Annotated in this window: 16 protein-coding genes; 8 read left to right on the top strand and 8 right to left on the bottom strand. The window is 29.5% G+C overall.

What is annotated here, in order from left to right; translation table 11 throughout:
* Positions 1 to 12 precede the first annotated feature (12 nt).
* From G9F70_RS21940 to G9F70_RS21925, 4 genes are all read left to right on the top strand, one after another.
* Positions 13 to 921, top strand: coding sequence for a glycosyltransferase family 2 protein (locus G9F70_RS21940; RefSeq protein WP_164943971.1), 909 nt, complete (start codon positions 13 to 15; stop codon positions 919 to 921).
* Positions 918 to 2,066, top strand: a complete 1,149-nt coding sequence (locus G9F70_RS21935; RefSeq protein WP_164943972.1) for a glycosyltransferase family 4 protein — start codon at positions 918 to 920, stop codon at positions 2,064 to 2,066. The genes G9F70_RS21940 and G9F70_RS21935 overlap by 4 nt, the downstream gene beginning before the upstream one ends.
* Positions 2,067 to 2,306: 240 nt before the next feature.
* On the top strand, positions 2,307 to 3,425 hold the full coding sequence (locus tag G9F70_RS21930) for a hypothetical protein (RefSeq protein WP_164943973.1): 1,119 nt from the start codon (positions 2,307 to 2,309) through the stop codon (positions 3,423 to 3,425).
* Positions 3,418 to 4,962, top strand: a complete 1,545-nt coding sequence (locus G9F70_RS21925; RefSeq protein ID WP_224617732.1) for a lipopolysaccharide biosynthesis protein — start codon at positions 3,418 to 3,420, stop codon at positions 4,960 to 4,962. The genes G9F70_RS21930 and G9F70_RS21925 overlap by 8 nt, the downstream gene beginning before the upstream one ends.
* A 29-nt stretch (positions 4,963 to 4,991) precedes the next feature.
* Here G9F70_RS21925 and G9F70_RS21920 read toward each other — a convergent pair whose 3' ends face one another.
* Both G9F70_RS21920 and G9F70_RS21915 read right to left on the bottom strand, forming a co-directional pair.
* Positions 4,992 to 6,056 carry an acyltransferase family protein gene (locus G9F70_RS21920; protein WP_164943975.1) on the bottom strand — a complete coding sequence of 355 codons (1,065 nt, stop codon included), beginning with the start codon at positions 6,054 to 6,056 and terminating at the stop codon, positions 4,992 to 4,994.
* Between the two features lie 162 nt (positions 6,057 to 6,218).
* Entirely contained in the window at positions 6,219 to 8,453 is a 2,235-nt protein-coding gene (locus tag G9F70_RS21915; RefSeq protein WP_164943976.1) for an Ig-like domain-containing protein, read from the bottom strand.
* 211 nt (positions 8,454 to 8,664) lie between these two features.
* On the opposite strand from G9F70_RS21915, the gene G9F70_RS21910 reads away from it, so the two are divergent.
* The 4 genes from G9F70_RS21910 (at position 8,665) to G9F70_RS21895 (ending at position 14,830) form a co-directional block, all read left to right on the top strand.
* Positions 8,665 to 10,248, top strand: a complete 1,584-nt coding sequence (locus G9F70_RS21910; protein WP_164943977.1) for a glycosyl hydrolase family 28-related protein — start codon at positions 8,665 to 8,667, stop codon at positions 10,246 to 10,248.
* Between the two features lie 167 nt (positions 10,249 to 10,415).
* Positions 10,416 to 12,008 (top strand): hypothetical protein, encoded by a 1,593-nt coding sequence (locus tag G9F70_RS21905; RefSeq protein WP_164943978.1) that lies wholly within the window; start codon positions 10,416 to 10,418, stop codon positions 12,006 to 12,008.
* Positions 12,009 to 12,187: 179 nt separating this feature from the next.
* A complete protein-coding gene (locus G9F70_RS21900; RefSeq protein ID WP_164943979.1) occupies positions 12,188 to 13,606 on the top strand; it encodes a polysaccharide biosynthesis tyrosine autokinase in 1,419 nt (472 codons plus the stop codon).
* Positions 13,607 to 13,783: 177 nt separating this feature from the next.
* Positions 13,784 to 14,830: an LCP family protein gene (locus tag G9F70_RS21895; protein ID WP_164943980.1), complete on the top strand. Its 1,047-nt coding sequence runs from the start codon at positions 13,784 to 13,786 to the stop codon at positions 14,828 to 14,830.
* Between the two features lie 82 nt (positions 14,831 to 14,912).
* On the opposite strand, the gene G9F70_RS21890 is transcribed toward G9F70_RS21895, so the two are convergent.
* From G9F70_RS21890 to G9F70_RS21865, 6 genes are all read right to left on the bottom strand, one after another.
* The gene (locus tag G9F70_RS21890) at positions 14,913 to 15,497 is read right to left on the bottom strand and encodes a TlpA family protein disulfide reductase (RefSeq protein WP_164943981.1); all 585 of its coding nucleotides are present in this window, start codon (positions 15,495 to 15,497) and stop codon (positions 14,913 to 14,915) included.
* A 31-nt stretch (positions 15,498 to 15,528) separates the two neighbouring features.
* Positions 15,529 to 16,398, bottom strand: a complete 870-nt coding sequence (locus G9F70_RS21885; protein WP_164943982.1) for a 4Fe-4S binding protein — start codon at positions 16,396 to 16,398, stop codon at positions 15,529 to 15,531.
* On the bottom strand, positions 16,391 to 16,528 hold the full coding sequence (locus G9F70_RS21880; protein ID WP_164943983.1) for a CD1871A family CXXC motif-containing protein: 138 nt from the start codon (positions 16,526 to 16,528) through the stop codon (positions 16,391 to 16,393). Before G9F70_RS21880 ends, G9F70_RS21885 begins: the two co-directional genes overlap by 8 nt.
* 39 nt (positions 16,529 to 16,567) lie before the next feature.
* Entirely contained in the window at positions 16,568 to 17,704 is a 1,137-nt protein-coding gene (locus G9F70_RS21875; RefSeq protein ID WP_164943984.1) for a TlpA family protein disulfide reductase, read from the bottom strand.
* Positions 17,705 to 17,855: 151 nt separating this feature from the next.
* Positions 17,856 to 19,433: a glycine betaine ABC transporter substrate-binding protein gene (locus G9F70_RS21870; RefSeq protein WP_164943985.1), complete on the bottom strand. Its 1,578-nt coding sequence runs from the start codon at positions 19,431 to 19,433 to the stop codon at positions 17,856 to 17,858.
* Positions 19,426 to 20,559, bottom strand: coding sequence for a betaine/proline/choline family ABC transporter ATP-binding protein (locus G9F70_RS21865; protein WP_164943986.1), 1,134 nt, complete (start codon positions 20,557 to 20,559; stop codon positions 19,426 to 19,428). The genes G9F70_RS21870 and G9F70_RS21865 overlap by 8 nt, the downstream gene beginning before the upstream one ends.
* Positions 20,560 to 20,759: the final 200 nt, after the last annotated feature.

Here is a 20,759-nt window from a genome sequence, read left to right as displayed (position 1 = left end):
AGGTAAGGCGGAATGAATAATTTTGAACCATTAATTTATATAATACTTTTAAATTATAATGGATATAAAGACACAATAGAATGCGTAAGAAGTATAGAAAAAATAAATTATAAAAATTATAGAATAGTTATAGTTGATAATAATTCAAAGGATGGATCGGAAAAAATATTAAAAGGGGAATTTAAAAAGTATAAAATAATTCAAACAAATAGTAATAAAGGGTTTGCAGGGGGCAATAATATTGGAATTAAGTACGCTATTCAAGAAGGTGCACAATATGTATTGCTCTTAAATAATGATACTTTGGTGGAAGTTGAATTTTTAACTAATTTAATAGATGAAACCCTTAATGTAGAGGAGAAACCAGGTATATCAATTGGTAAAATTTATTACAACGATGGAATTAGGAGGATATGGTATGCTGGTGGCGGCATTAATTATTTTAAAGGGGAATCTTTTCAAATTGGATGTGGAGAAACTGATAATGGTCAATATGATAGGAAAAAAAATGTAGATTTTGCCACAGGGTGCATGATGCTAATTGATAAAGAGGTAATAGAAAAAGTAGGATACTTATCAGAAGAATATTTTTTATATTATGAGGATACTGATTATTGTATAAAGGTAAGTAAAGCAGGCTACAAAATATTGTATTGTCCTAAGTCATTAATTTATCACAAGGTAAGTGCCTCAACGGTAGTCTTATCAGAAACTTATCAATTTTATATGTGCAGAAATAGGTATTTATTCATAAAAAGAAATTTTGGAAATAGATACAAGGCTATAGCTACCCTTTATACAAATATATATATGTTGCATTGTATATTTATTGGAAGATATAATTATAAGAATATAGTTAAAGCTATAAAAAGTTATAATTTTTTAAAGAAAAGAAACCAGAAGAGGAGCATATGTAATTGAATATATTATATATATCTCATGAAATGGAATTAGGTGGCGCGACAATTGCATTATTAGAATTAATTGATGAAATGATATTAAAAGGTAATAAGGTCTTTGTAACAGTTATAGCTAAAGAAGGAGCTTTTTATGAAGAGATAAGTAAAAGAGAGGTTAAGTTAATTATCGTTACCTATTATTTTTGGTTAAACAAGAAAATCAAAATAAGAAGTAAAGTGAAATTTTTATATGAAAATATTATTAACATCATTAATGCAAGAAAAATTTCTAGAATAATTAAGGAAAATAAAATAGATTTAATTCATACAAATACAAGTGTGGTTAACTTTGGATTGTTGCTAAGTAAATATACTGGAATACCTCATATATTTCATGTAAGAGAGTTTGCTGAAAGGGGGTTGAATTTTAAATACTTTTTATCAAAAAAGAAATGTTTAAGGTTCATATACAAGTACTCAGAAAAAATAATAGTTATATCTAAAGCTTTATATGATGAAAATCTTAGGAACTTTAGTAAAGATAAACTTACCCTAATATATGACGGAGTTTCTATTAGAAACTTAAAAAAGAAATCAGAAAATATAAAAACATTAAAGCCTTTTAATATTATGATTGTTGGTGAGGTAGCTCCTCATAAAAGAACAAAAGACGTTATTCTAGCTGTGAATAATTTGATAAAAAAAGGTTATGATGAAATTATGCTTTTTATTGTTGGAAATGGTAATGAAGATTATATTCAAGAGATAAGAGGAGTTATTAAAGAAAATAATATTGAAGGAAATGTAATATTAATGGGTTTTAGAGTGGACATAGATGCTCTGAGAGCAGGTATTTGCCTTGAAGTAGTATGTTCAGGTAGCGAGGGTTTTGGAAGAGTTACTATAGAGGCTATGTTTAACGAAAACCCAGTAATAGGCGCTAATAACACAGCTACTGGAGAACTTATAATAAATAATTTTAATGGACTATTATATGAAACAGGTGATTATATTGGGTTATCAGAAAAAATTAAATATTTTATTGATAATCCAAGTGAAATTGAAAGAATGGGTGTTAATGGTCATGCCTATGCTATTGAAAGATTTACATCAAAAAGGAATACAGAAGAAATATATAAACTATATAATGAAATTTTAAAATCATAGAAAAATATATTTCAGGTTAAGGGAGTGGGGAATAGAATGTATCAAGATATATTAGTTAGAAAAAAATTAAAACTCAATTTATTTGAGCTTTTATTTATAATCTATAGTTTTTTTCAAATGTTCCTATTTACTTGGCTATGGAATAAAAATTTTTATCAATATATTTTTATGGTTTATATTATATATTTTATAATTGTTGTTGTAGATTCTAAGAAAAGGCATAATTCTAAGGTGAGGATCATGGGAGTTATATTTGTTTTAGTAAATCTTACAGTTATTTACTTAAATATAAGTGAAAATGGCATATCTACTCACTTGTTAAGGAATGTATTTAATGTATTTTCAAATATATTTATTATTATTTTTTTCGGGTTTATTATTAAGAATAAGAGAGAAGCCTTAGAAAGGTTAATAATAAAATATTTGTCAGTAGTGCTTAATTTATATTTTTTCATTAATGTTCCAATTATTATAAAACAAATAAGTAGCACAGGCTTCATGATGAGATTTACAGATGGTAACCCTTTGTATTTTGATCAAATAACTGGATTAATAGGCGTAAATGGAACACACAGAATGACATTCTACTGGGTAGCATTAACTCTAATAAATATATATATTTATCAAAAATACAAAAAAAAATTTATACTCTGGATGACGATATCTGAAATAATCTTTATGGTAATAATATCTTCATATTGTGATAATACAGCTTTTTATTATTTTTTTCCTATAATTATATTGCAATTTTTCATAAAGGAGTTCTTGAAAATTAATATAAGAAGTTTTGTAAAATTTATGAGCATAATAATAGTGATTACCATATGTGGTGTATATATATACAATAATAATGAGCAAGTTAATGAATTTTATAATTCAAGGATTAAAGAAAAATATGAGCAGTATTCTGGAAAAAGCGGGGAGCAAGAAGATGAGGAAAGAGTAATATTGTTCAAATACGCTTTGAACTATGGAAATGGATATAAGTTGGGTTCTGGTATAGGAAGTGCAACCTATGGAGACATTATGTTACCACTACATTTTGGTATGAATGAAATATCAATTATAACTTATCAAGGAGGACTTATTTATTTATTATCCATTATACTCTTGTACTCTTATTATTCTATTAGACTTCTTTATTCTTCTAATAAAATAAAACTAGTTAGATTTCTTTCTTATTTAATAATGGTTATTAATTATATAGTCATGGCAATATATACTCAGGTATTTAGTACATTTGAGATGATATTTATGTTGGCAATAATTCTAAGCATTTTTAATTTTAAATATACTGAAAAGATTGAAGACAAGCGTGAGAATTTAGATACATATGATAGTTTATTAAATATTGAATAATTTAAATGTTGAAAGGATTGAAAAAATGAGGACACAAAACACTATAAGAAATACTGCTTATGGTTTAGTTGGGCAGTTGATTGGAACTATACTTAGTTTTGTAAATCGTACCGTATTTATTTATATATTAGGTGCTAATTATTTGGGGATAAACGGATTGTTTGGTAATATACTTTCTATGTTATCCTTAGCGGAACTAGGCGTAGGTAGTGCAATAATATATAGTATGTACAAGCCTTTGGCAGAAAAAGATGAAATTAAAATCAAGGCTATAATGAGCTTGTATGCAACTGCTTATCGTATTATTGGGTGTACCGTTGCAATAATAGGGCTTCTATTGCTTCCCTTTTTAAATTATTTAATTAAGGATAAACCTAATATACCAAATTTAAATATAATATACTTATTGTTTTTATCCAATTCTGTTATCACATATTTTTTCGCTTATAAAAGTTCACTTATAATGGCAGACCAAAAAAATTATATTAATATCATAAATCAAGTTTGCTTTAATTTTGTTCAAAATATTATTCAAATCATCCTGCTCTTAGTTACAAAAAGATACTTGTTGTATTTAGGGGTTCAGGTTATATTTAGTTTTTTAATGAATTTTTCAATTTCTAAAAAAGCTGATAAAATATATCCTTATTTAAAAACCGGCGAAAAAAAATATTTAGATAAGGAGATTAAAAAAAGTATATTTAAAAACACAGGTGCAATGATGTCTCATAAGATTGGTGGTGTAGTAGTTAGTAGTACAGATAACATTTTAATATCTACTTTTATCGGAGTATATTGGGTAGGGTTATATTCTAATTATGTTATGATTATTGCTATGATTAATGGGGTATTAGGACAGGTATTTACAGCTTTAACCGCCAGTATTGGTAATCTAAATGCTATAGAAAGTAATGAAAAATCTCATGAGGTATTCAATATATTATTTTTTATGAATTTTTGGTTATATGGGTTTTGTAGTATAGCATTGTTGGCGTTATTTAATCCCTTTATCAAAATGTGGATAGGCTATAAGTATATAATGGATGATTATATTGTAATTATGATTGTATTGAATTTTTTTGTGATGGGGATGAGACAAACGGTTTTAATGTATAACATTACTTTAGGATTGTTTTGGAATTATAGGTTTAAACCCTGGTTTGAGGCACTAATAAATATGGCAGCCTCTATTATATTGCTTAAAAAATTTGGTGTTGCGGGGGTATTTTTAGGGACATTTATAAGTACAATGACAACATCCTTTTGGGTAGAACCATATGTACTATATAAACGTGGGTTTCAAAAGCCAATTAGACCATATTTTATAAAATATACAATCTATACATTAATTACAATTAGTGCAGCAATAATAACGATATTAGCTTGTTCTTTGTTTACTAAATATACGATTTTAAGTATAGTTGGCAGAGGGTTATTTTGTTTGATTATTCCTAATGTAATATTTGCAAGTATATTTTTAAGAACTAATGAATTTAAACATTTACAGGGAGTAGTTAATGGGATGATGCATAAGTGAAGTGACTTTATAATTCTTAAAACCATTAACTACTGTGAGGTTATATTAGGCATAGTTTTTATTAAGTTTTCTTTAGTCTTATAAATATATTTTGTTGGATAGAAAAAGAAATTTAATATATTTATCTTATATGCTATATATCCAGCAATGATAGGAATGGAAACACCTAGAATTAAGCCTAAAGCTGTATGCAATGCAAAATTATCTATTTTGAAAATTTTTGATAAAATTATACGAATACCTGCCATTGGTATTACATGTAGCAAATAAATATGAAAAGAATATTTTCCGATTATATTCAATATATTTCTAATAAAATTATTTATTGTAGATAAAAGACTTGTAACAAAAATTGCAAATAAAGATCCTGTTAGTGATAATGCTATTTCTAAAATACTGCTTATAAATTTATTATGGATATAAATGAATTTAGTATAAGATAATATATTTAAAAAAATATATATAAGAGAAAATAATGCTAAAGCCAGATTGTTTGTTACAAGGGTTTTATTTTTAAAATATAATATTTTTCCTATATAAAAATAGAATGCATAGTCACAAAAACTATCTACTAAAAAAATATTTGTTATTAGATATGGTGATGCGAATTTTAATATAATTAGTATTGCTAATATAATATATTTATTTTTCAGCAATATTTCTAACAAAGGAATTATTAAAAATATAATTAATAATGTATACAAAAACCAAAATTGAAATAATGGTACAATTGGTATTCTTATCAAATTTATTATGCTCACAGTACCATTAGTTTTTGAACTTAAAATAATATTAATGGTGGATTGTACTAGCGTAAATATAAAATATGGTATTCCTAGGTTTAAGATGTTATTGAAGGATATTTTTTTATATTTGCTGAAAGAATCGATTTGCTTGGTTTTGGCATATAGATACCCACTTAAAATAAAAAATAAGGGCATAGCAAAGCTATCCACAATAAAGTCTATATATTTAAAACTTGAATAGTTACAGATATTAGCTGAAATAAAACCTCTAAACATATGGCCAATAACAACTAAAAGTATTGCAAACGCTTTTGTACGAATAATCCATTCCTCTCTGGAATATTCCAATGGGACTACCTCCTTTAATTATAATTCACTAAATTTTAAGCTGAAATATTTACAATCATAATATATTATGTAAATAAGAAAGGTTATATAGCGTATTTAGTTAAATATTTACATATGATAGATAAGTTTTATAAAACAAAAAACAATCGAAGCTCTTTTAAATTAATCCCACATTTTTGAACTTAAACGAACTGAATTAAATTCACCAATCCTCGCAACTATACTTTTATCATTATCTGAATCTATTCCGTATACTGCAGTTACTCCCGAACCATTTACCAAGGAGGCATTTTTATATATCTCATAAAATTTATAACCGTCTGTAGCATAAACTTGACCTTTTAATAAAGTGTCATCAGTTATATTACCTGTAAAAGCATTACCAACTATTGAAAATCCAAAATATGCCTTTGAATTTTCAAAATCTATAGCTGAAGTGCAGCCGATGGGAACTTCTGTATTTGTATTTTTACCCCATCCCACCTGGAATAAAAAGGCGGTTTCAAAGTTTAAATTTTGTTTTGATTTGGTTCCTGTAGTTGGTCTATCATATCTTAATACGGAAACTAGCCTTGAGTCTGATAGGAATAATACACAGTTTTTTAAAGGAATAATTTGTGTTGTTTGCGTAGGACCATATCCAATAGGTGATGATTTAGTCCAAGTTACTCCCATATCTTTGCTGAAAAATATCATTTGAGCACCAATGCCATCACCTATACACGTCCATAACATTGGCTTTCCAGCTGAATTTAATTCGTAGGGGTCTATAGCACAATCGTGAGTATGAAATTTTGTATTGCCATCTTCAATAAAACCTTTTTGTTTGTAAATATCAAAACATTCTTTTATTGTTACACCATAGTCTTCGCTAATATATGCCTTTGAAGCAGCTCCTATTGTGTTGCTATATTGAGTAAACATTACATAGTTCTTATAAGTTTTCGCTCCAAATAAATCATGTGTTGGGGAGTCTAGCATATCAAATACTTTTTTAAAGGAAGCAAAGTTATTTGTTGATAAGAATATTTTGCCATTTTTATCCCATACTAAAACATTACCATTATCAAGTATCAACATTTTATAAAGAGAAGTTGCGCCTATAACTGTGCCTACATTTGTGGAAACCTGGTCAGCACCCCAATTATCAGAACGGTATATTATATTACCAACCGCGCAATAGGACTTGCTATCTTTAACTGCTAGCAATGTGCCTACTGAAGTAATGGTGTTTAGAACTTTTGGAGTAGGGGCTTTATTATTATAATCCCCTATAATTTGTGAGGGGTTTTCTTGTGAAGGGTTTTGAACATATACAGATGCAGTTAAATTACTTTTTCCATTCCAACCATTTATATTCATAAATTTAACATTTTGAAACTGCTTAGTTTTAATAGAGTAAGTTCCAGAAGTTGATATAAAATTTAATGAATTACCTGTATTTAAATTGATCAATTGCAATGGAGCAGTGGTATAAACCCCAGGTGAACTTTCACCGTACACGTATATAAGCGTATCATAAGATTTTGTCACTTTCAAAAATATTTCTTCATAATGTGAAGAATCAAAAATTACGGTTTTGTCCGAAGTGGGTGAATTGAAGATTGATAGTACTGAGGGATCACTAGGGCCATCGCAACTAATTATAATATTTTGGGGATACAACTCTCCGTTAATACCAGTACTATTTACAGTTATAGTGTGATTGCCTTTTGACAATGATGATATATCAAGAGCGTAACTAAAACCGCTTGTTGCACCACCAATATAGCCAGGGAAAGCAGTATTTACATCTGGTCTTGGTATTCCTAAGATTGCATCTCCATTGTATATATTATCAACATAGACTTGTACATTTTTAATTCCAAAAGGAGCAAGAGCCCAACCATTAATGGAAAGTGGAATTTCTGAAGTTGTTATAGTTAAACCATCTTGTGGAGTCTCTATGAATGCTCTTGAGGGTAAATTTACAGTTATTATAATATATTGTGACAATATCGCGCCGTTAATACCAGTACTATTTACAGTTATAGTGTGATTGCCTTTTGATAATGATGATATATTAAGAGCGTAACTAAAACCGCTTGTTGCACCACCAATATAGCCAGGGAAAGCAGTATTTACATCTGGCCTTTCTATTCCTAAAATGGCATCCCCCTTGTATATATTATCAATGCATACTTGTACACTTTTAATTCCAGAAGGATCAAGTGCCCAGCCATCAATGGAAAGTGGAGTTTCAGAAGCGGTTATAGTTACTCCATCTGTTGGAGTGTCTATAAATAATCTTGGTGAAGAGGTTGTAGCTTCAACTATTGTTGAAGTAGCAATAATAGTACTAGATAAACCAATAATTAAAAGAGTAACTATAAATACAAATTGCAAAAATTTTTTCATTGTTAACCTCCTTTTTAACATTGTTATTATTGATTATTTTATCATTTATGAAATAAATTTACAATTAAAGAAATGAATATTTTGTATTGTATTAAGATAAAAATCACATGAATTATTAACTTTAATATAATGATTATAAATCTAAACAAAAATATTATTTGTTAAAAATAAAGATTAGTCTGATATATGCATAATCTTAGGAGATGATAAAATGGATAATAAATTAAATTTACTAGATGCTATAGATGATGCTCCGTCTACAACTACAGTGTATTCAAGCTCTAAAATTAATTTGCTTCTCGCAGATAAGGAGAAAAAATCAAGTTATGATGTAAGAGACTATGGAGCAAAAGGTGATGGTATTACAGATGACACTTTATCAATAGAAAATGCAATTAATAGTGCGTTTATGCATGGCGGAGGTACAGTATATTTTCATTCTGATACCTATATTGCGTCATCTATAATTCTTAAAGAAAAAGTTAGACTTTTGGGTGATGGAGAATCTTCTGTGATTATAATGAAAAGCGACACTAATGATAATTTTATAAAAGTATTTGATGAATATACGGGTTGGTGTGGATTAGAATCGCTAAAGATTGATGGGAATAAAACGAATAACACAAAAGGACATGCAGTTTATTTTGCTAGGTCAGTTTATGGTGATGATAGTCATTTATTTCTCAAAAACATTCATATTACAGAGGCTCCAGAAGATGGATTTAGAGTATATGGAGGGCAACACAGAGAGGGAAGATATATAAATGTTACTATAGATTACTGTGGAGGGTTTGGGTTTTATCATGATGGCTCAGACAATAATATGGTTTGTATAACAAGTTGGAGAAATGGATTAGCAGGATTTTATGAAAATGGAAGTGCAAACCGATGGCTCAGTTGTAAAACATTTCAATGTAATACAATAAACCGTTCATCTCATGATTCAGCAGGATGGCTTATATATAATGGCCAAAGGAATACGTTTACTGATTGTGAGGCACAGGAGAGTTATGGGCATGGTTGGTATTTGGAGGTTTGTAGGGATATGACATTACAAGGATGCGTAGCAGATTCTAATGGGATAACTTCGTTAAATCAACAAACCACATCAGATCTTACTAAAAATGGGTTTGATATAAATGTTTGCTCAAATGTAGTATTAAACAGTTGTATGTGTACAGACTTTAGGCAAGATGATAGTGGTAAATATAAAACGCAAAATATTGGTGTGCATTTGAATTATTGTACTGGCTGCATAATTAATATAACCTGTTCTAAACAACAGATTGATGTTAAAGATGATCATGATGAGGGAGTATATGAAAACTTGAAAATTATTAATGGAATCCCAATAGAATATCTAAAAATAGGTGGTACCATAGCACAAGGATTAGAAGGAACGGAGGATGCTATGATAGAAATTCATAGGGATAATTCGAAAAATTGGGTGTATGGACAAAATGGCTTAGATAAAAGTTTCCGAATTGATAGATATGACCCTGATACTGAATCATGGCAAGATTCTCCAATAAATCTTCCTATAAGCGGTGGTGCTGTTTTGGGCGGGTTATTACTAAAAGATAACTCAATAGTTAATGCTACAAATATAAATACTCCTGTAAGTATTGGAGGTGTAATGATTGTTACTAAAGCTGCAATTCCAACAACAGGTACTTGGACAAAAGGAGCTTTAGTCTATAATAGCAACCCTAAAGCTAATGGTTATATTGGATGGGTGTGTATTACAACAGGTACTCCAGGGGTTTGGAAAGGATTTGGATTGATTCAAACTTAGAAATTTATAATTAAATTACAATAGAAAAATAGATAGAGGGCGTAGTCTCTCTTTCTATACGTTATTTACTTTGGTAATAATAAAGGGATTTAAAGAATAAAATTATAGAAGATTGGTTTATTTGATATAAAAAAGATAAACAGAAAGGGGGTGAGTGTATTATAAAAGTGGAATTTAAAGTATTTAAGGGTAAGTCGAAATTAGGTGAAACGGGTATTATAATATTAATTTTTACAATTATGTGGTTGCTGTTATTACCGCTTCAAGTACAAGCAACCTCAGTAATATCAGTTAATAACAACAAGGTTATACAGGAAAAATTTCTTGGTGTAAATGCAGTTTATCATGGATTTGCATATATGCCAGAGGAAGAGAGCAAAGGGATGAATGACAACTATAGAAAAACAGAATTTAATAGAGTAGAAAATATGAATTTACATATAGCAAGGACTTGGTACAGACCTGATTTTGCTTGTGGAGATGACTTAATGAACAATTTTGATTGGAATTCAGTTAAGATGAAGGCATTTTATTCTTGGTGCCAAAAAATGAAAGATCGAAATGTAGATATTGCAATTAATCCTTGGTGGTCTAGTGGTACTAATGCTGATGTTTGGTGGGGAGGGCAAAGCTATCAGTGGAAAGTATACTTGCCTAGATTTTCTGAGTGGTTAAGTGAATCCATAAATCAATTAGTAAATGTTAGGGGTTTTACTAATATAAAATATGTTATTCTCCTAACTGAGGGGTCTCAGGGCTATTTGGATACAGAAAAACCTTCCGGATTTCTATCTCTATGGGACTGGCACAGGAATATTATTAAGGAAGTACATATAAAATTGGTGGAGGATAATAGAAGAAATCTTGTGAAGATAGTTGGGCCTAATAATGGTAATGGAGGTGAACACTTTGAGGAGGCGGTTCTGGGTTGTAGTAATGAAATAGATATTTTAAGTGGGCACAACTATGATTTACACGATTATAACGCTTGGTATGATGAAGCTAAGAAAATGGTTGATTATGCTAAACTTATAAATAAACCAATGTGGTTTGATGAATACGGGGAAACAGATAAAAATTTAAGATTCTCACCACTCTATGGAAATTATATTGCACAGGCAGTAGCTGGATTTATGAATGCGGGATGTGCTACATCAATGTTATGGCTATTATTTGACCAAGGTTATCCATATCCACTTGATAAAATCAGTAATAAGGATTCCTTTTATAATGGGATTCATGAATGGGGAACTACCTATTGGCTACCCGAGAGCATGGAACCTAGGCCAAGTTTCTATGCTTTTAGTATGATAAGTAAATTAATGGGAGGGACTGGTACTAAGGTTTATGAAACAACGTGTAGTAGTGATGTGTATATTTCTGCTAGCAAGCAACTAGATGAAAATTGGAGTTTCCTTATTGTAAATGGTAGTAATTTAGAGAAGGATATAAGTGTGAATTTATCTATTGATATTAATAAAAGATTATACCGTTATTTATATGATCCTACATTAATACGGACAAATGTAGAATCAAAAATTATAAGTCATGATAAGGTATTTAATAAAGTTCTGAACAACTTTACTGATACAATACCACCTAAGGCAGTGGTGATATATAGTAGCATTAATGATTCTCACAGGGGGTTATCGGTGCTTAATAATACAAACGATATATTTAAATTTGTTTTAAGTTGTATCATTGTTCTATCAATCATTTTAATTGCTGTGGTTGTAAGTAAAATTAGACCCAGGAGTTAGAGCTAATATAGGATGCATATCTTAATTTTTTTCATAAAGGAGTCTCGTTTCTATAATGAAGAAGGTAATGCTATATTTAGGTAAAATATAAAAAGATTCATATTAAAAGTAGACTTGACAAAACAGGCTTGTAATAATACAATACATATATGGAAAATAATAACAAATGGGGGAACACCATGAGAGAAGAAAATGACATAGAATTTAATGATTATTTAAATATAATTAGGAAGAAGATTGTTGTTATATTATTTATAATAATTTGTCCAATGCTTATAGCTGGGTTATTAAGTTTTTATGTGCTAAAGCCTGTATACGAGGCTAAAGCTACTGTCATTGTTGGAAAGGATAGTACGGATAAAATTACGCAAAGTGAAGTAATGATGTATCAGGATTTAATAAAAACCTACAGTGAAATTGGGAAATCAAGGGTAGTAGCTGAAAATGCCATTAAAAATCTAAAATCAGGGATAGTTGTTAAAGAATTTATGTTGGATTTGAGTATTACGCCTAAAATAGGTACACAAATAATAGAAATATCTTATAAAAGCAAAAATCCGGAAATAGCGGCGGAAGGGGCTAATGCTTTATCACAGGCATTTATTGAAGAATCCCAAAATCTTTTACCCTCAGGAATTGCAAAAATAATGGACAAGGCTCTAATTCCTGAATTACCTATTACACCTAAAAAAAAATTTAACATTTCTATAGGATTTATAATAGGGCTAATATTGTCATTAGGGTTAGTTTTATTAATTAATTACTTAAATAACACAATTAAAAGTGAAGATGATGTACAACGATATTTAGACCTACCTATGGTAGGAATAATTCCTAAACAAAATAAAATGGTGAATCTTATTGTAGAAAAAGAGCCCAAATCTCCAGTTACAGAAGCATTTAAATCCATGCGAACGAATTTGTTGTTTTCAATGGAAAACAGAGGTATAAAGACCTTAATGGTTTGTAGCCCAGGGCCTAAAGATGGTAAAACTTCAGTTTCCACAAACATTGCGTCTACCATAGCACAGACCGGGAAAAGCATTTTACTTATTGATTGTGATCTTAGGAAACCTTGTATACATAGGCACTTTAATATTACTAACAATGCAAAAGGTTTGGTGGATATAGTTTTACAAGAAAGAAAAGTTGAGGAAATTTCAATAGGAATTGACGATAAATTTGATGTATTAACTGCTGGAAAAGCTAATTATAATCCATCAGAGTTATTATCATCTCAGAAAATGAAGGACTTTATTAAGGACATGGAAAAAAAGTATGATTACGTAATATTAGATACTCCGCCAATAATTGCATTTGCTGATGCTCTTACCTTGGCTACTGAGAAAATCGGAGTAATATTAGTAATAGGTTCGGAGGAATCGACAATAGAAAACTGCAAAAAATCAAAACAACTATTATTAAATATTAACGCTACAATAATTGGAATTGTATTAAATAAAGTAGATAAAAGGTCATTTATAGGCTATGGGTATGATTACTATTCCTATGATAAAGAAAAGAGCAGTAAATTAAGAAATAAGAGTGGAAGAAAAAAACGAAATAATAATGAGAAACCTAATCCTATAAATATTTAGTAATAAAATAAATGCCACTATGACTTGTAGTGGTATTTATTGATTATAAAATCAAAACCTGTAGTCAAATATAACATAGGGAAAGAAAACAGGACATAAACTAAAAAGGGGGGATGAAGATGGGATATGATATAGAAAGGAAATTAATTAATTTTAGCACTGATTATACTGCTCATAATGAAAGATAGAAATAAAAGTAAATTGTGGATTAAAATTGTTTTAAGTGCATTTATTATTATTATACTAGTTGTTGGAGTAACATTTAGTTACACTTATTATCAATTTAGTAAAGTAAATACTACAGTAATATCAAAAAGCGATGTGGATTTAGGTATTATGATTGAGGCACCCTTGAAAATAGATAAAAATTCAAGGATTAAACTTGAAGTGCCGATGCAAAAGGAAGAGGTTAACGAAATAATAAATATTGCACTTTTTGGTATAGATAGAAGAGGTGTGAATGAACCAAGTCGTTCAGATTCTATAATGATACTTTCTATAGATAAAAAGCATAAAAAAATAAAAATGTCATCTATTATGAGAGATACCTATGTAGAAATAAAAAACCATGGTGATACAAAGATTAATCATGCATATGCTTATGGGGGTGCACAGCTTGCCATAAGAACTATTAATGAAAATTTTAATTTAGATATTAGAGATTATGTTATGGTTGATTTTTTTAAACTTGAAAAAATTATAGATACTATTGGTGGAGTAACTATACAAGTTAATCAAGATGAAATTGAATTGCTAAACAGTTATATGATTGAAGTTGCTAATATTGAGAAAAGAGTAGTATGTGAAGTTACAAAATCAGGACTACAGACTCTAAACGGACTTCAGGCTGTTGCATATTCACGAATACGTTATACTGTTGGTGGTGATTTTCGGAGAACAGAAAGACAAAGGATTGTATTATCAGCTATGATAACAAAAATTCAATCATTAGGAATAACAGAATTTCCATCTGTAGTTTCTAAGATTCTACCTTTTACTGAAACAAGCATGAAGAGTATGGATATAATAAAGCTTGGTACAAAGGTGCTCACATCTAATATAACGACCTTGGAGCAGGCTAGATTCCCATTAGATGGATACTGCAAAGGAAAAATAATGGATGAGGTGTGGTATTTGATTGCGGATATGGATGCTACTGCAGACCAACTTCATAATTTTATTTACGAAGACATAAAACCAGTGCCTAAAGCCTCTCAGTTTTAAAAAGAAAGAACAATATCCTCAATAAAGTAGACAAACTCCCTCAGTGGTAGTTTGTCTATTATTAACATTTATTTCATATGATTTACTTTATTGTAGATAATATTTTATCTGCAATTTTTTTATATTCAACTTTGCTCCTAGCTCCAGTAATTACTTCACCAACTATATTGCCGTTTTTATCTACAAATATGGATACTGGATAACCTGTCATTTTAGAGATAAAATCTTCTTCTATTTTTTTATCTGGTATAAGGTTGGCATAGCTTATACCTTTTTTTTCTATTGTTGCAGCCCCATCCTCTAAGCTTTCCTCACTTGTAGCATCGCCTATAATACCAATTATTCCGAAATTTTTGCTTTCCATTTCATCATTTAATTCTTGAAGTTCTGGCAATTCATTTATGCATGGATTACACAAAGTTCCCCAAAAGTTTATCATTGTAAGGGTATTACCATTAAAAATATCGCTACTTTTATATTTCGCACCATTTATACCTTTCAATGTGAAGCTAATAGTTTTTAATGCCATTATTGCATCGTCCTTTTTATTAACCACTACAGATTTAGTATTTTTAGGTAAATCAACCTTTTTATTTATTTGAGAATAAATTATTAAGCTAAAAATAACAATTGAGATTAAAGCTAATGATATTACTTTTTTAGTCATCTTTTCTACCTTTCCTTATAAATTTATATATTTATTTGAATGTACCTTTTAACTTCTTTTGTATAAACCCTCTTGAAATAGCATTTTTAGGGCAAGTTTTTATACATTCACCACATCGAATGCATTCTCTGCTATTTGGATTTTCATATACCTTTATATCTAACTTACATGTATTTGTACATTTATTACAGGACACACATTTACTTTTATCAACCTTAAATGAATAAAAACTAATAGGATTAAACAAGGAATAAAATGCTCCTAATGGGCAAATATATCTGCAGAATACTCTATAAATACTCATAGATAAAAATATAATTATTATAAGTAATGATACCTTCCAAGCAAATAAAAACCCTATTGCTCCTCTTAATTCTTTATTTGATAATACTAAAGGAATTCCACCCTCCAATGTACCTGCTGGACATATTAATTTACAAAAATATGGGTCACTATTTCCTAAATCATTAAGTAGAGCCGCTCCTAGCGGAAGTATTATAACAAATACTGCAAGTATTACATATTTAACATACTTTAAAACATTGTTTATTTTGCTACTAACCTTTATCTTAGGAAAAGGTATTTTATGTAGCAATTCTTGAATTAAGCCAAATGGACATACCCACCCACAAATTAGCCTACCGAATAGTATTCCGAGTAAAGATGCGAAGCCCAAGACATAATAGGAAACATTGTACCGGATACTACTAATTACAGCTTGCATAGAGCCTATTGGGCAAGAACCCATAGCCCCAGGGCAAGAATAGCAGTTTAATCCTGGTACACATATTTTTTTAAAATTACCTTTGTAAATAGTTCCATTTTTGAAACCTTTTAAATTACCATTTATGACTATGCTTGATACTACTTGAACTATACGTCTTCTAAAATCTTTAACCAATTCCTATACACTCCAAGCAAATATTTACTGCTTTCTTTAATATAGTGCTATATTCCCCTCTGTTTACTCCTAAAAAAATCAAGCATATACTGGCTATAAGAATTCCATATTGTTTTACTTTAAGATTCACACTATAACCCCCTTATAGAATCGAAAAACTAATATATAGTTATTTCACTTCTTTTAGAAGCTTTTCAATAATTTTTGTATATTCAGCTTTAGTTTTATCTCCAACTATTATATCACCAACAATATTTCCGTTACTATCCACAAAGAAGGAAGTTGGATAACCTGATATATATCCAAGGGGTCCATCATATTTCATTACATCGTCTGGAATAACATTTGTGAAGAGTACACCTTTTTCTGCAACAATTTTTTTAGCTTTTTCAACTAAGCTTTTATCTATAGCACCATTTGCATATACATCAGAAGCAACACCAAGTACTCCAAATTTATTATTAGCTAATTCTTGACTTAAAGATTGGAGTGTAGGCATTTCATCAATACAATATCCACAATAAGTAGCCCATAGATTAACCATAGTTAACTTGTTTTTATTAAACACTTCACTAGAAACTTCAGTGCCATCTAAATCTTTTAATTTAAATTTAAAATTATTCGTTTCCTTAAATGCATCTGCTAGAGTTAAAGGTTTAAATGTAGTGATTGTACTTTTTATAGCCATTGCATCATCATAAAGTTGCTTATAAATCACTTTCTCCCCATCTGGCAAGTCCTTGTCATTGAAATTGTTGTATCCAAAGTAGAAAATAAAATTTTCTTTTTCACCTAGTTTCTGTTGGTTTTCACATTTTACATCTTTCTTAATTTGAACTTCTGATGGCAATTTATCTTTCCTATAAACTACTATAGAATAAAAATCTTTTCCCTTTGACAATATTTCACTAGTTTTAGCCTTGTTTTCTTTTTTATCTTTTATTTTTGAAGCTTCTTCATATTGTTTTATTAAATCTTTTGATATATAAGAAACTTTTCTTCCTCCATATACTGGCTTAGTATTATCTTCATCGTCAGCATTAGGAATTCCATCTACTAATATGTTATCATCATACTTTGTCCATAGGCCTGCATTAATTTTATATTCTACACCCAGAGAATTCTTCTTTATATATCCTTGCTTTCTTCTTTCTTGCTGAGGTGTTAATATGGGTTGTACAACCTTATTTTGCACCGATACTGGTTTCTTAGTTACTGGTTGTTTAGTTTTCACCGTTACGAAAACTGCTGAGGATATTACTATCAAAGAAAGCACTAAGGCCATTGATATATTTTTTTTGTTCATAAATATGCCGCCCCCAATAAATTTATTATATATAATCATATTTATGTTACGATATTTGCTATTATGATTAGGTATACATAAAATAGCCAAACTACCCAGTGGTAGTTTGGCTATTTTAACGACATTTCAGCACCGCAGGTGATGATTTAACTTATTCTATTAATTTTTTTGACCTTAAAAAGTCTTCTGCAACAATTCTTGATCGTTCTCCATTATCTACTCTATAGTTCAGATTTCTCATAGTCTTATCGCTAATTTTATTCTCTAAGAGTGATAAGACTTCCTTTAACTCAGGATATTTCTTCAATGTTTCTGCTCTTACTACAGGAACTGCATAGTAAGGTGGGAAAAAATTCTTATCATCTTTTAAAAGCTGAAGATCAAATTTTTTAAGTAACCCATCTGTAGCAAATGCATCTAAAACCTGTGTTTCACCTTTTTCAAGGGCAGTATATCTAAGTCCACCATCTATACCTTTTGAATTTTTAAAATTTAGGTTATATAATTTTTTAACTCCAAGATAACCATCTGGCCTATTTGCAAACTCCATAGTAAATCCTGAATTTAAAGTAGGACTTACTTTTGCTAAATCAGAAATAGTATTTAAATTACTTTTTTTACCAAGAACCTTTTTCACTGCTATCACATAAGTGTTATTAAATCCTAAGGGGCTTAATACTTCCATATCATAATTTTTAGAAAAATCCGTTTTCATGACATTATAAACTTTAGTTGGATCCTTCATGGTAGTTTTTTTTAGTATATTTACAAGACCTGTTCCAGTATATTCTACATATACATCTACATTTTTTGATTGCATAGCGCTAAATACTACAGCAGTTCCTCCTAAATTTAATTTTCTTTCAACTTTAATTTCCGTTTTACTTTCTATTAAAGAGGCTACCATATCTCCAAGTATTAATTGTTCATTAAAGTTTTTAGAGCCTACCACAATTGTGTTTTTACTTTTTCCAAAACTAGAAACTACGGAAGATAGAATGATTATAAGAACTAATATCAAGGCTCCAAGTTTAAATTTTTTATTGCCTAAGATTGTATTACTTTTTCTTGCTTTAGTAGGAGTGGTTCTTATACCTCTAGGTATTACTATGTTTTCTACCCTACCTAAAATGAAGTCTAGAAAAATAGCAAGCAAACAAGCAGGAATAGCTCCAGCTAGTATCATATTATTACTAACAGTTGCAACACCAGAATATACTAAAAAGCCTAAACCGCCAGCGCCTATAAAAGCGGCTATGGTCATAAGTCCTACTGCTGTAACTGAAGATATTCTAACACCTGACATTATAATGGGCATAGCTAAGGGGAAACGAACTTTGAGAAGTACTTGAGTTTGAGTAAGTCCCATACCAGCAGCAGCTTCAATAAGTGAAGGATTTATGTTAGTAAGCCCCGTATATGTGCTTTTTACAATAGGTAGAAGAGAATACATAACTACCATAACAATTGCAGGTTTACTGCCGATACCAAGTACAGGAATTAGAAATCCAAGCAATGCTAAACTTGGTATAGATTGAACTATATTTGTAAATCCAATAATGGGGCCTGCGAGTTTTCTATATCTAACTATAAGTATTCCAAGGGGTATAGCTATTACCACTGCAAGCAAAATTGAAAATATAGTTAGTTGAATATGTTGTATAAATAAATGGGAAATTTCGGATTTTCTATCTATTACGAAATTCATAAAAGAATTTATACTACTCATTATCATCTACCTCCTCATCTATAAACTGATTACTTAATATAGACAAAAGGCTGCTTTTGGTAATAAGGCCTGACAGTTTTAAGTTTTCATCTATTACAGGTACAAAGCTTATATTTTCTTTCTTTATAATTTCTAATACATCTATTATAGAATCTTCGTTATTTACTGTTATAAGATTCTTTTCCATTATATCTTTAATTTTTTTACTTTTATCTGGATTTGATCTAATTTGTTTTAAGGTAACAAGTCCACATAAAAGATTAGATTTATCTACCACAAGTAAACTATCTACATGACTAGATTTCATTATTTCAATAGCTTGGAGTATTGTTCGCTCACCAACTGATTTTATAGGCATTTCTATCATAATATCTTTTGCCTTAATGAGTTCTGGCTGATTCCATATTCTATTTTTACCTACAAAGTCTCTCACAAAATCATTAATAGGATTTTTTAATATTTCCTCTGGAGTATCAAATTGAACTACACTTCCGGCATCTAGGATACAGATTTTATCCGCCAGTTTTAAGGCCTCATCCATATCATGAGTTACGAATATTATAGTTTTCTTGAAATTTTCTTGTATGTTGAATATTTCATCTTGAAGTTGAGTTTTTGTTATAGGGTCTAATGCACTAAAAGGTTCATCCATTAATATTACATCAGGATCCATTATAAGAGCCCTTGCTACGCCTACTCTTTGTTGTTGGCCTCCACTTAATTCTTTAGGATATTTGTTTGTATAATCATCAGGAGCTAGTCCTACTAAATTTAATAATTCAATGATTTTAGTCTTTATCTTATCCTTGGGCATTTTTTCTATAGATGCTATTAAACTAATATTCTCACCTATAGTCAAATGAGGTAAAAGACCTGCTTGTTGAATAACGTAACCCATGTTTCTTCTAAGATTTATAGTGTTTTTCTCTCCGATTTTATCACCATTAATTAAAATTTCACCAGAAGTTGGAGTTAGTAATTTATTAATCATTTTTAGTGTGGTAGTTTTTCCACAACCACTAGGTCCGATAAAAACAACTAATTGTCCTTTTTCTATAGTAATGTTTATATCTTTTAATATAGCTTTACCATTTATAGATTTACTTACATTTTTAAATTGGATCAAAGTGTAGCCTCCTTAATTATTACAAAGTAACAACTCAATCATAACATTGAGTTGTTACTTTGTAAAGAATGTATTAACACCTATAATCTAGTATTTAATTGTTGAAAACGGTTTATACAAATACTTTTTAAATTTTGTAAAAGGTTTTCATAGGCGCAAAAAAACCCTTCATCACATTGTTGTAAAACGTTGTGGTGTAA

The sequence above is a fragment of the Clostridium sp. FP1 genome (genome assembly GCF_011065975.2).
Taxonomy (GTDB): domain Bacteria; phylum Bacillota; class Clostridia; order Clostridiales; family Clostridiaceae; genus Clostridium_AD; species Clostridium_AD tagluense.
Note: the sequence above shows the minus strand (reverse complement) of the source record. Positions and strands in the feature narration are given on the sequence as shown.

Coding starts and splice junctions, on each gene's coding strand:
- G9F70_RS21940 (WP_164943971.1), top strand. CDS start 13: ATGAATAATTTTGAACCATTAATTTATATAATACTTTTAAATTATAAT.
- G9F70_RS21915 (WP_164943976.1), bottom strand. CDS start 8,453: ATGAAAAAATTTTTGCAATTTGTATTTATAGTTACTCTTTTAATTATT.
- G9F70_RS21895 (WP_164943980.1), top strand. CDS start 13,784: ATGAAAGATAGAAATAAAAGTAAATTGTGGATTAAAATTGTTTTAAGT.
- G9F70_RS21930 (WP_164943973.1), top strand. CDS start 2,307: ATGGGAGTTATATTTGTTTTAGTAAATCTTACAGTTATTTACTTAAAT.
- G9F70_RS21875 (WP_164943984.1), bottom strand. CDS start 17,704: ATGAACAAAAAAAATATATCAATGGCCTTAGTGCTTTCTTTGATAGTA.
- G9F70_RS21870 (WP_164943985.1), bottom strand. CDS start 19,433: ATGAGTAGTATAAATTCTTTTATGAATTTCGTAATAGATAGAAAATCC.
- G9F70_RS21890 (WP_164943981.1), bottom strand. CDS start 15,497: ATGACTAAAAAAGTAATATCATTAGCTTTAATCTCAATTGTTATTTTT.
- G9F70_RS21900 (WP_164943979.1), top strand. CDS start 12,188: ATGAGAGAAGAAAATGACATAGAATTTAATGATTATTTAAATATAATT.
- G9F70_RS21910 (WP_164943977.1), top strand. CDS start 8,665: ATGGATAATAAATTAAATTTACTAGATGCTATAGATGATGCTCCGTCT.